This is a genomic window from Clostridium sp. HV4-5-A1G, from assembly GCF_900184915.1.
Classification (GTDB): domain Bacteria; phylum Bacillota; class Clostridia; order Clostridiales; family Clostridiaceae; genus Clostridium_B; species Clostridium_B aromativorans.
On the sequence record NZ_FXYI02000024.1, the window covers coordinates 1 to 13,339 of the forward strand.

Annotated in this window: 9 protein-coding genes; 7 read left to right on the forward strand and 2 right to left on the reverse strand. The window is 38.2% G+C overall.

Annotation, left to right across the window (positions count from 1 at the left end):
- Positions 1–264: 264 nt before the first annotated feature.
- A complete protein-coding gene (locus J5G60_RS04475; protein ID WP_150357153.1) occupies positions 265–450 on the reverse strand; it encodes a ferritin family protein in 186 nt (61 codons plus the stop codon).
- Between the two features lie 158 nt (positions 451–608).
- Here J5G60_RS04475 and J5G60_RS04480 point away from each other — a divergent pair, with 158 nt between their 5' ends.
- Together J5G60_RS04480 and hcp are read left to right on the forward strand one after the other, a co-directional pair.
- Entirely contained in the window at positions 609–788 is a 180-nt protein-coding gene (locus tag J5G60_RS04480) for a YitT family protein (protein ID WP_150357152.1), read from the forward strand.
- A 68-nt stretch (positions 789–856) separates the two neighbouring features.
- Positions 857–2,509 carry a hydroxylamine reductase gene (gene hcp, locus J5G60_RS04485; RefSeq protein ID WP_150357151.1) on the forward strand — a complete coding sequence of 551 codons (1,653 nt, stop codon included), beginning with the start codon at positions 857–859 and terminating at the stop codon, positions 2,507–2,509.
- A gap of 58 nt (positions 2,510–2,567) precedes the next feature.
- Here the strand turns inward: hcp and J5G60_RS04490 are convergent, their stop codons facing one another.
- A complete protein-coding gene (locus tag J5G60_RS04490; protein ID WP_190972211.1) occupies positions 2,568–3,152 on the reverse strand; it encodes a TetR/AcrR family transcriptional regulator in 585 nt (194 codons plus the stop codon).
- A gap of 141 nt (positions 3,153–3,293) precedes the next feature.
- Here J5G60_RS04490 and ppsA point away from each other — a divergent pair, with 141 nt between their 5' ends.
- The 5 genes from ppsA to J5G60_RS04515 all read left to right on the forward strand — a co-directional run bounded on the left by ppsA (position 3,294) and on the right by J5G60_RS04515 (position 13,257).
- Entirely contained in the window at positions 3,294–5,915 is a 2,622-nt protein-coding gene (gene ppsA, locus J5G60_RS04495) for a phosphoenolpyruvate synthase (protein WP_150357149.1), read from the forward strand.
- Positions 5,916–6,011: 96 nt separating this feature from the next.
- Complete coding sequence (locus J5G60_RS04500) at positions 6,012–9,323, forward strand: DEAD/DEAH box helicase family protein (protein WP_150357148.1); 3,312 nt, start codon at positions 6,012–6,014, stop codon at positions 9,321–9,323.
- Positions 9,324–9,341: 18 nt separating this feature from the next.
- Positions 9,342–10,850, forward strand: coding sequence for a type I restriction-modification system subunit M (locus J5G60_RS04505; RefSeq protein WP_150357147.1), 1,509 nt, complete (start codon positions 9,342–9,344; stop codon positions 10,848–10,850).
- Entirely contained in the window at positions 10,840–12,090 is a 1,251-nt protein-coding gene (locus J5G60_RS04510; RefSeq protein ID WP_150357146.1) for a restriction endonuclease subunit S, read from the forward strand. Before J5G60_RS04505 ends, J5G60_RS04510 begins: the two co-directional genes overlap by 11 nt.
- Positions 12,091–12,228: 138 nt before the next feature.
- Positions 12,229–13,257, forward strand: a complete 1,029-nt coding sequence (locus J5G60_RS04515; protein WP_179977317.1) for an AAA family ATPase — start codon at positions 12,229–12,231, stop codon at positions 13,255–13,257.
- Positions 13,258–13,339 lie beyond the last annotated feature (82 nt).

The window sequence follows — 13,339 nt, forward strand, 5'->3', positions numbered from 1 at the left end:
TTGTAGAATTTAATAAGTTATAGTATTTATTAAATTAGTATGTTTGAAAGATTTTGTTAATTATTTTTTACTTCTATTATAACATAGGCTATATATCAAAATATGTCGAAAAAAGAATAACATTTTAATGATATCTTTTAATTTATAACTAGAAAGTAGGAGGGAGAAGTAATGTAAGTCAGCAAATTTATTATTAATTGGTTACTTTATACATGACTTTAAGGGGTAAATTTAGAAGAGGAAAATAAAATAATTATTTTCCTCCTACTCGATTTTTTTTAATAAATTCTGCAGGGTCTGTGCATGATAAGCTGATTTTTCTGCAAAACTTTTGAATATTTCATTGATCTCTTTATTGTCTATTCTATCTGAGTATTGCTGGTAGTCTCTTACATTTTGCTGTTCATCCAGGAGCTTTTTCTTTAATATGTCTTCTGTTGTCAGATTCATTTTACCCTTCCTTTCTCTTTATATATTCTGTAATATAAAAGATTTTATTCATTTGAAATTTTGATGTAAGTATTCTTGTTATCCGTGTTTAATGATATAATCCTAATCGAACTATTTTCAAGTATGTATGTAAAAACAAGATGAGGAGAGTTAGATAAATGATTAAAGATTATAAGTATGATTATTTAATTCAGTGTATACAGGTGATAATTGGATATATAATAACAGCTTTGGGATTTAATTTATTTTTAAAACCCAATCAGATAGCCAGCGGCGGAATTGTAGGTATATCCTTACTGGCACAAAAAATCTTTCAAATATCTTGTTGTCAAATATGAATAGTTTTGCAAGGATAAAGTTAAAATAGAAAGTGAAAAAGGAATATCAGTGTAAAGGAGAGGTATATATGGAAAATTCCATGTTCTGTTACCAGTGTGAGCAGACAGCCGGAGGTAAAGGGTGCACAAAAAGCGGTGTCTGCGGAAAAACACCGGAAATTGCAAATTTACAGGATTTATTGATATATCAGCTGAAGGGAATCTCCAGTTATGCAAAACCCCTTATCGAGCAGGGAAAGGCTATTGACAAGGAGATAGTGAAATTTGTTGAAAATGCTCTGTTTACAACATTGACAAATGTCAATTTTGATGCTGAAGTCCATGTAAGGTTATTAAAAAAGTCACAAAAAGTGAAGGAGTCTTTAAGAGCTCAGGCACCGGAAGGGCAGTATCCGGATGCAGCTGAATATAACCTGAGTGATACCAGGGAAATGATGCTGAAGGATTCGGTGAAGGCAGGGATTATGTATGATCAGAGTCTTGATGCGGACATTCGTTCGCTGAGATCCACCATATTGTATGGATTGAAGGGCATAAGTGCCTATGGACATCAGGCGAGGTTTCTGGGGTACAGTAATGAACAGGTGGACAATATTTATTTTTTGGGGCTGGAAGCTACCACAAATGACAATTTAACTCTTGAAGATATGATACGCATGACCATGAGAGTCGGGGATATGGCTGTACAGGTAATGAAGACTCTGGATGAAGCCAATACTTCCACTTATAAAGATCCTTCACCTCATAAAGTGAATGTCAATATCAAAAAAGGTCCATTTATCATAGTGTCCGGACATGATTTGAAGGATCTGGAAATGCTCCTCAAACAGACGGAGGGCAAGGGAATTAATATTTACACCCATGGAGAAATGCTGCCTGCAAATGGGTATCCGGAACTGAAAAAATACAAACATCTGGTTGGAAATTTTGGATCTGCGTGGCAAAATCAGCAAAAAGAATTTGATGGAATTCCAGGATGTATTTTAATGACTACAAATTGTATGATGAGGCCAAGAGAAACTTACAAGGACAGGATATTTTCAACAGGTGTTGTAGGCTGGGATGGAGTAAAGCATATACCGGTTTTGGAAGACGGAACCAAGGATTTTAGTGAGATAATAGATAAGGCACTGGAACTGGGAGGATTTAAAAAAGATGAAGATGAAAAACAGATACTGGTGGGCTTTGGGCATCATGCAGCATTGTCCCATGCTGAAGATATAGTGGGTGCAGTCAAGGAGGGAAAGATAAGGCATTTCTTTCTGATAGGGGGATGCGATGGAGCAAGACCTGGAAGAAGTTATTATACCGATTTTGCCAAAATGGTACCCAAGGACTGCATAATTCTCACCCTGGCCTGCGGCAAATACAGATTCAATAAATTGGATTTTGGAACGGCGGCCGGACTGCCGAGACTGCTGGATGTAGGCCAGTGTAATGATGCCTATTCAGCAGTGAGGATAGCCACCGGACTTGCAGATGCTTTTGAAACAGATGTGAACAACTTGCCTCTTACTATTGTGCTTTCCTGGTACGAGCAAAAAGCCGTAGCTGATTTACTGGCACTTTTGTCCCTGGGAATAAAGGGCATATACTTAGGCCCAAGTCTGCCGGCATTCATATCCCCAAATGTGCTGCAGTATCTGGTGGATACTTTTGATATCAGACCCATAAGTACTCCGGAGGATGATTTAAGTACTTCGCTAAAGCAGGCAAAATAGAATTTTGAGATTTACATGAAAACAATGCTTCCTGTGTTAAAATTGAAATATCATGAAGTCAGTGATGTTTTCCAAGCAGTCCGTATAGAAATAAATTCAAAATATTTTCTTTATATTTTATACTTTTTTTATAGTAATCAGGTTGGTGCATGATGGATGCAGATGAAAGAAGAAATGTAAGCAGTGCATCATCTGAAAGAGATGGATCAATTGCTCCAGCTTTCTTCCCGACTTGTATAAACTTTCCATAGACAGATTGTGCCTGAATTGAAGCTGCTTCTTTATAAAGCTGTCGGAATGCCTTATCCTCCATGGCTTGCTGGCTAAAGTCAGAATGACTTAATTCCAAAATGGCGTTATGCTTTTTACACATTATTTGTTCTATCTTTTCAGAAAAGGGAATGTCCCTGTCCAACAGCTCCTCATATTCTCGCACTACCTGTTTTATATAGGAAATAAAGGCTTCTCTTGCCAGATTGTTTTTATCTCCAAAATAATTATAAATTGACACCTGTGAAACACCTGCTTTTGTGGAAATCTCACTGATGCTGACATTTGTTATGCCCCGCTCGATAAAAAGCTTGGTAGCAATTTCAAGAATGGAATCTTTCTTTTGTTTTGTTCTTTTCTCATAACCATTCACAATAATATCACCCAGTATTATTATACCATTGTTTTGAAATATAATAAACAGAATTTCAAAATATATTGACAATCATAATAACCAAGTATATTATGAAATATAACAATAAATATTTCAAAACTTTGTATGGAGGTATGAAAAATGAATTTGTATGTTATTGGATTTTCTCATATAGATAAAATGGATTTGATGAAGGTTGGGGGTAAAGGATTAAATTTGGGGATGCTGTCAAAAATTCCCGGAATTCGGGTACCGGAAGGCTTTTGTATCACCACTGCTGCTTTTCGGGAATCTCTGGCCAATAATTTTAAAATTGAGTCTCTGCTGGAAAATCTGGAAGAGCTGAAGTCAACTGATGGGAAACAGATTTCAGAAATCAGCGAAAAGATACGAGCTGAAATCGAAAGTATTCAACTGCCACGGGATATTGAATCCGCCATTGTGAAAGAACTGTCCAATTATGATGACAGGTCATCTTTTGCGATACGATCCAGCGCAACAGCGGAGGATCTGCCCAATGCTTCTTTTGCCGGACAGCAGGATACCTATCTGAATATCAGGGGAAGAAAAGAAATTCTGCGGCACGTAATAAAGTGCTGGGCCTCCCTTTTTACAGATCGTGCGGTAATATATCGAGTGGAGAACGGTTTCCGGCACCGGGAGGTTTCCCTTTCCGTTGTTGTTCAAAGAATGATCTTTTCTGAGGCTTCCGGAATTTTATTTACTGCGGATCCGGTGACTTCTGATCGAAGGACCCTTTCTATCGACGCGGGGTTTGGACTTGGCGAAGCCATGGTATCCGGTCTTACAAATCCGGATATTTATAAAATACAAGACGGGAGGATTATTTCGAAGAGAATCGGCGTACAAAATATGGAGATTCTTTCTGCAGAAAGCGGAGGTATACAGAAAAAGTTGGTTGATGCAGACAGGCAGAAAAAACAGGTATTGCCCGATGATCTGATTTTGCAGCTGGCCCGCATTGGGCGGAGAATAGAATCCTATTTCGGATGTCCCCAGGATATTGAATGGTGCTTTTACCAAAATGAGTTTTATATGGTTCAAAGCCGGGCCATCACAACTTTGTTTCCGATTCCGGAATCTCCAAATGTCAAAAAGCCCAGGGTGTATATGTCCATTGGACACATTCAGATGATGACGGATGCAATACACCCGCTTGGCATGTCATTTTTTCAAATGATCTCGGATATTTCACTGACAAGAGCAGGGGGCAGGCTTTATGCAGACATTACCCATGATCTGTCTTCAGCCTTGGGGCGCAAGCGGCTGGTTATGGCAACAGGAAAGCAGGATTTACTGATACAGGGTGCTATCAAGCAGCTTCTGGATCAAAAAGACTTTATGAAATCTCTGCCGAAAGGCAAAAGGAATGTGAAAGGAGGAATTTTTACTCCATCTTCCATTTTAGCAGCAATCAAAATCCATTGGAAAAATGATCCGGAGATCATTCATGAATTAACCGGAAAATTTAATTCTGAGCTCAACGAAATTGCTGATAAGCTGTCAAAGCTTTCTGGAAAAGCAGCCCTGGATTTTATAAAGAATGACAGGGATTCACTGCTGGCAATGGCATATGCCCCCAAAATGTTGGGTGCAATCATTGCGGCCATTTTAGTCAATGATTCCATAAATAAAAATATTGAAAATTGGCTTGGAGAGAAAAATGCGGCAGATTTACTCTCCAAATCCCTGGAAAGTAATGTAACCACTGAGATGGGTATGGCATTATGTGATTTGGCCGACACAATCCGGAAGTATCCTCAGGTATTGGAATACCTGTCTGAAAATCCGGAGGATAAAGATTTTTTTGAAAAAATGAAAGTGTTTGCTGGGGGAGAAGAAGTGAAGAAGGCATTTAAGAATTTCCTTGCGAAATACGGAATGCGCTGTCCCGGTGAGATTGATATTACCAAACCCCGTTTTGAAGAAAAGCCTGCACAATTATTGCCTATGCTGCTGAGCAATGTTCGGATTCTAAAGCCCGGTGAACACAAAAGCAGATTTATAAATGGCAGGATGGAAGTGAAGAAAAAAGAGGAAGAAATACTGTGTAGTCTGCTGCAGTTGCCGGGCGGCAAAAGAAAAGTAAAAAAGATGAAGAAAGACATCCGTTTGCTTCGTAATTTTATTGGATACCGTGAATATCCCAAATACTGCATTGTACGCCGTTATCAAATTTATAAAAGGGCACTGCGAAAGGAAGCGGACAGGTTGGTTCAAAAAGGTATTCTGCATGCTCCCCAAGATATTTTTTATCTTTATTTTGACGAGTTATACAGGGCGCTTGAAAAAGAAAAGGTGGATTACTCCATAATCGAGAAGCGAAAAGAAGACTATGTCCATTTTGAAAATCTTACTCCACCCCGTGTGATTACTTCCGACGGTTTTGTGCCGTCTCCGGATTTCTCCACAGAAAAATTTCCTGCAGGGGCTTTAACAGGTATTCCAGTGTCCTCCGGTGTTGTGGAAGGACGTGCACGAATTGTATTATCCGTGGAAGAGGCTGAACTGGAGGAAGGGGATATTTTGGTTACCAGGTTTACTGATCCAAGCTGGACTCCACTTTTTGCCACAATAAAGGGATTGGTTACCGAAGTCGGAGGTTTTACCACGCACGGTGCAGTTGTTGCAAGAGAATATGGTCTCCCGGGAGTTGTAGGAGTGGAAAATGCCACAAAATTGATCCGGGACGGACAGCAGGTTCGGATAAATGGGACTGAAGGCTACGTGGAGCTGTTGTAGTAAAGGGATGAAAAAAAGAAATTTTTAGTATATAATTTAAATGTATACAAATAAACTGGATAAGTTGTTAAGCCACAAACTGAGGGGATGGGATATATGTCTAATTTTTTATTCTTGAATAAGAGATGGCCTGTGTTGGCCAAACTTGGGGTTCAGGCGGAAAGCTATTTTCATGTGGATAGCAATGCCACAATGCTGAAGATGCGTATGTTCGGGGAAAAGATAATTGATTATATATTGGCAATGTACAAGGTAAATGCAGGAAAATTTGCCACACAAAATGACAAGATCAGACTTTTGAGGACTACAAATATAAACAAGGCCGTTCCGGATTTGTTTGATATAGTGAGAAGGTTCGGGAATAGAGCAAGTCATGCCGGATATGAAAACAAAAGGGATGCATTGGAGTGCCTGGTTTCCATGTACAAGATATCTGCCTGGTTTTATATCAGGGTTACAAAGGATATGTCGATCAGGCCCCTGACCTACAGAATACCGAAACCTGCACCGGCTGGCAATAGGGTTTATGATGTAGAAGCCTATGCCGAAGAAAAAGAAAAAATAAAAGAAGAACATACCAGGGAGCTAGCAACTGTAAAGAAACAGACGGCTGAATTGATTCAAACTGAGAAGGATAAAAAAATGCAGAAGGAAATTGAAAGTACTCTGGATTTCAATGAAGCTCATACAAGAAAGAAGCTTATTGACATAATGCTGAAGGATGCAGGCTGGAATGTAGGAAACAATGATTCGGTGAAAATTGAACTTCCTTTAAAGGATCATAAGGGGAAAGGAAAAACAGGTTATGCGGATTATGTGCTTTTCAATAAAGTAGACAAGCCTCTTGCAGTGGTGGAGGCCAAAAAAACTTCCGCGGATTCCATAATTGGAAGACAGCAGGCCATGGAATATGCAGACAGCATTGAGAGGATATACAAGGTACGTCCTATAGTTTTCTATACCAATGGATATGAGATATACATATGGGATGACAAGTACAGTGAGCCAAGACAAATCTGGGGATTTTATACTCTTGAGGATTTGGAAAAGCTGTTTTTCAGGCATAAGTACAGTAAAGACTTGAATAAAATTCAGATAGATAAGAACATAGCCGGGAGACCCTATCAAATAGAAGGTATCAAGAGAGTTTATGAAAGGTACCAGAGCGGAAGGAGAAAAGCTCTTCTGGTGATGGCCACGGGTACTGGAAAGACCAGGACGGTAATTGCCCTGACCAAGGGGCTTATGGAGGCAAAATGGGCTGAGAGGGTTTTGTTTCTGGCAGACAGGGACGAGCTTGTGAAACAGGCCCAAGAGGACAAAAACAGTTTTAAAACTTTCATGCCTGAAGAAATATCCTGCAGATTTACCGGGAAAAATTCTGACAACAGGGAAGCCACCTTGTATTTTTCAACTTACCAGACCATGATAAATTACTACAGACAGTTCAGTGTGGGTTTTTTTGATCTTGTAATATGCGACGAATCCCACAGAAGCGTCTACAAGGTTTACAGGGATATTCTGGAATATTTTGATTCGCATATAATAGGACTTACAGCTACGCCGGTGGATTTTATCGAGAGGAATACCTTCAGCCTGTTCAGCTGCGACAATGGAGATCCTACATTTAATTTTCCAATTGAGGAGGCCTGGAACCATGTACCGCCCTATTTAATCGAGCCCAGGGTAATAGATGCCACTACGGATTTTTTGAGGAAGGGCATAAAGTATAGTGAAATGACGGAAGAGCAGAGGCAGCAGATAGAGGAAGAAGGTTATGACGGTGACGAAATAAACTATGACAAGAAGGAACTGGAGAAAAAAATCACCAACAAGGATACCAACAGATATATACTGAGAACTCTGATGGAGCAGGGCATAAAGGTGGGGGATTATATAGGAAAGACCATAGTATTTGCCAAAAACAAGAAACATGCCAATCTTCTGGATTCACTGTTCAATGAACTATATCCGCAGTACAAGGGCAAACTTGCGGCAGTAATTTATTCCGACATAAAGGATAAATCCATTTTGATCGAAAAATTCAAGAATGAAGATTTTCCAAGGGTGGCCATATCCGTGGATCTCCTTGATACGGGCATAGATGTACCTGAAATTGTCAATCTGGTTTTTGCAAAGCCTGTTTATTCTAAGGTAAAGTTCTGGCAGATGATAGGCAGGGGAACCAGAAGGTGTGAAAATCTTTTTGGAGAAGGACAGGATAAAAGAGAATTTGCCATTTTTGACTGTTACAAGAACTTTGAATTTTTTGAAATGCACGTAAAAGGATATGAGCCAAAGCTCCAGAAAACTTCCATTCAGGTGAGGTTTGAAATTATGTGCAGGCTTTTGGAAAAATTCAGGGAGATCAGGAAGATGGATATATGCACTGTCTTTGCAGCCAAATTAAAGGCAGATATGGAACAGCTGCCAAAGGACAGTATAGAAATTAAAAAGAACAGAAAAAAGATAGAACAGGTGAAAAAGAAAGAGTACTGGAACAATTTAAGCGAGGATTTTATCAAAAAGCTGAAGCTGGAAATTGCACCGCTGACCAAATGGATAGAGAGCAGTGATGATTCGGAGGCAGTGAGATTTGACAACTCAATCTACAGAATTATGTTCCACAAGCTTTCCAATAACAGGGAAAATCTCATAGAAGGGATAAACAGCACTATAAAAAAACTTTCAAAGCTGAAATTGAATCTTAATCAGTTCGAGGGCAGGAGGGAGCTTGTAAAATCACTGCTGCAGCCTTCCGGCTGGAAGGATTTAAGCTATGAAAGGCTGGAAAAAATAAGGCTGGATGTGAGGGATCTTGTGAAATATCAAGGCGGCAGGCCAAGCAACTTTGTAGTGCTGGATGTAAAAGATACAGGCCAGGTGACCAGGGAAATCAGCGGCGGTTCAGTGCTTTACAGAGGCAATATGGAGCCTTATCATAAGAGGGTAAAGCTTGCCATAGAAAATAAGCTTAAGGATCAAATTGTAATTCACAAGATCAGAAAGGGCGAGAAATTGTCAGAGGAGGAAATGCAGAGCATATATTCCATATTCAGCGATGATTTTGTGTACAGTATTGATGAACTATCCGGCAAAACGGATATTGACAGTGAAGATATAATTGGCATAATAAGAAAATTTGTGGGAGTGGATGAAGCAGAACTGAATAGAAGATTTGAAGATTTTATCCAGAAGCACCACAGCAAAATGAATTCCACACAGATAAAAACCTTGGAGATAATAAAAAATGATATTGCCAAGCACCGCGGGATATCCATTGCAGCACTATTTGCAGAACCCTATACCAATTTCAATCAAAATGGTGTAGAGGGTATATTCGGTAAAATGACCGACCAGGTATTTAATGAATTGATTGAGCCTTTCAGGGCATCATATATTTCTTAACAGGAAGGGACAAGATACATGTTAAACAGTGAGATAAAGAGTAAAATTGATAAACTATGGAATAATTTCTGGTCCGGGGGCATATCCAATCCCCTGACTGTAATAGAGCAGATATCCTATCTCTTGTTTATAAAGAGACTGGACGATATTGACAATACAAATGAAAAAATGGACAACAGGCTTAATAAGCCCCATACTTCGGTATTCCCGGAGGAGCTGATGAAGTGGAGCAGATTCAAGCGCCTGGATGTAAATGAAATGTTTGATGTGGTGTCACAGAAAGTGTTTCCTTTCATAAAAAATATGGGAGGCAAGGACTCCAGCTTTACTGCGGAGATGAAGGATGCGGTGTTCATGATACCCAAGCCCTCTCTGCTTCAGGAGTCCGTGAGAATCATAGATGGAATAAATATGGAAGATACGGATACCAAGGGGGATCTCTACGAATATCTGCTGTCCAAGCTTTCTGTATCAGGCGTGAACGGCCAGTTCAGGACGCCAAGGCATATCATAAGGATGATGGTGGAGTTAATGGATCCTACGGCAGAAGACAAAATATGTGATCCGGCCTGCGGGACAGCTGGATTTCTGGTAGGCTCCCTGGAATACATACTGGAGAAATACACAAGACCGGAAAGTGTTTTCACAGATGAAGAGGGGATTGTCCACAGGAGAATTGGCGACATGATGGAAAGCGGAGACTGGGAACATTTCAGGACTTCCATGTTTTACGGCTTTGATTTTGATCCCTCCATGGTGCGAATAGCTTCCATGAACCTGATGCTTCACAGTATAGAGAACCCCAATGTAGTGCAGAGCGACAGCTTGTCCAAGAGATATGAAGAGGAGAACAAGTATACGCTGGTTCTGGCAAATCCTCCTTTTAAAGGCAGTATAGACAAGGGTGATATAAGCAAGTCGCTGGCCAAAGGCGCAGGCACCACAAAGACGGAACTTCTGTTTATAAGGCTCATAAACAGAATACTGGATCTGGGAGGCAGGTGTGCGGTGATAGTGCCGGACGGAGTGCTGTTCGGCTCAACCAGGGCCCACAGGGAAATCAGAAAAAATCTGGTAGAAAACAATGCACTGGAAGGAGTTATATCCATGCCTTCGGGAGTATTCAAACCCTATGCAGGAGTTTCCACAGCTGTGCTCATGTTCACAAAGGGCGGCGAGACGTACAGGGTGTGGTTCTACGACATGACAGCAGACGGCTTTTCACTGGATGATAAGAGAAATCCTATAGATGACAGCGATATACCGGATATCATAAAAAGCTGGAAAAAAGTAAAAGCACACAGGACCATTGAACCGGACAAAGATGACAGGTGGTTCTGGGTGAAGAAAGAAGAAATTGCAGACAATGACTACGATCTTTCCATAAACAGGTACAAAGAAGTGGAATACGAAGAGGTAAAATATGAAGAGCCCCAGGTGATACTGGAGAAAATTGAAACTCTGGAAAAAGGAATACTGAAGGATGTGGCCGAGTTAAAGGGAATGGTGAAGCAGCATGAAGAATAGGAAACTGCCTGAAACGTGGAAAAAAATAAACCTTGAAGATTATATAATAACATTAGAATCTGGTAAAAGGCCTAAAGGTGGGGCTGTAAGTAATGGAGTACCTAGTTTAGGTGGAGAACATATAAATAATTTTGGAGAATTTAATATAAAATCTGATAAACTTAAATATGTGCCTAGAGATTTTTATGAAAAAATGAAATCAGGAATAATAAAAGAAGGTGATATACTAGTAGTTAAAGATGGTGCAACAACTGGCAAGGTTGCATTTGTTGATACTGATTTTATTTTACAGGAGGCATGTATAAATGAACATGTATTTTTATTAAGAACTAATAAAGATATATGTGGAAAATTTTTGGCATATTATTTAAGAAGTAATTTAGGGCAGCGGAAAATTTTAAATAATTTCAGAGGAGCAACAGTAGGGGGCATTTCTAAGGAGTTTATAAACTTTAATATGTTGTTACCACCTTTAGAAATTCAAAAGAAAATAGTCCAGATGCTGGAAAAAGCTGAAGATGCTTTGAAAAAGAAAAAAGAAGCCGTCAAGCTTCTGGATGAATTAGTCAAATCGAGATTTATAGAGATGTTTGGGGATCCTGTAAAAAATCCAATGAAATTGCCTAAAGTAAAATTAGAAAATCTAGGAGATTGGAAAACAGGAGGCACACCTTTACGTTCTGAAAGTAAGTATTATAATGGAAATATTCCTTGGCTATCATCAGGAGAGTTAAATAGTATTTATTGTTTCAATAGTGCAGAAATGATAACTAAATTAGCCATAAAAGAGTCTTCAGCAAAAATTATTGAAAAAGGAAGTTTACTACTAGGAATGTACGATACAGCAGCTCTAAAGTCTACAATTAATATGATTGAGTGTAGCTGTAATCAAGCAATTGCCTATGCTAAATTGGATCCGAGATTAGTAAATACAATTTATTCATATTATTGTATTCAGATTGGAAAAGACTTTTATAAAAGTCAGCAAAGAGGTGTAAGACAAAAAAATCTAAATCTTTCAATGATAAAAGGTTTAGAGATAATAATGCCAAATTTACAGTTCCAAAACCAATTTGCCGATTTTGTCAAACACGTCGACAAATTGAAATTTGAAATGGAGAAGAGTCTAAAAAAATTGGAGGATAATTTTAATTCTTTGATGCAAAGAGCTTTTAATGGAGAACTGGAATTCAATTCACAGTTCGCAATGGATAATTCACAATTAAAAATGGACAAGTAACAATCTATAGTGGACTTTTTATTGTTATATTCAAATTAAAGACTTTGTAGATCTTCTGTTTATTTTAAACAGGTAAATTATGGGGTATAATATAAAAAGAGATGAATACCTTACGGGGTGATAAGGAGAGATATAATTGTGGGTATTGAAAGTATTGAATTGAGAAATTTTACTGTTTTCAAAAATTTTAAAGTTAATTTTTCGAAAGGTATAAATATAATAACGGGGGAAAACGGGACGGGTAAAACACAATTACTTAAAGCAATTTACGCAGATACTCAAATCTCCAAAAGTAAAAATATAGATGATATTTCAAAATATTTTAAGTCTGCTAATGTTAATGATGCTTTTTTTGTTAAACAGCTTAAACCGTTGTTTTTGGAAGTAAAAGCTTCAAATGTCAGCAATAAATCAGATAAACATTATTTAATGGGGAAATTGAATTCTAATATTAATGGCAGAATTTCAACGTCTGGAAGTGACGACGAATGTTCATATGAGATATCATATCCATCTAAAGAAATCAATTGTGTATTTATTCCAGCAAAAGATATGCTTACTCATTCAAAGGGTCTTGTGTCAATGGCTGATAAATTTCAAGAATTTCCATTTGATAAAACAGTGATTGATATTGTAAAAATAGCTGCTCAATGGCATCTAAAAGAACCTCCAAAGATTGCATTAAAGATACTGCCAATTCTTGAAAAGATGATGGACGGTAAGGTTGTCATTGAAAACGAGGAATTTTATGTGAAAAAAAATAGTGGTGAGATGATTAATTTTGCAGTTGAAGCAGAGGGATTAAAGAAAATAGGATTGTTATGGCAGCTTCTAATGAATGAAAATATAACAGAGGATAGCGTTCTCTTATGGGATGAGCCCGAAGCCAATGTCAATCCCAAGTTTATCCCGAGTTTAGTGGAAGTATTAATTGAACTGCAGAAAAATGGAGTCCAAATTTTCCTCACCACACATAATTATATTTTTGCAAAATATTTTGAAGTTAAGCGTTCTGAAAATGATGAAATCATGTATTATTCATTATACAAAAATGATGATGGTGTAAAATGTGAAAACAACAGCAGCTTTACGGACTTAAAAAATAACAACATAATGGATATCTTTATTCAATTATATAAGGATGAAGTTAAGAGGGCTATGGAATAATGGTTTAAATAGAGGAATCAAACATGATTTTGGTAATTTTGAAGAAAATAAAGTATTTAAAATTGAAAAATCTAGGCTGTAT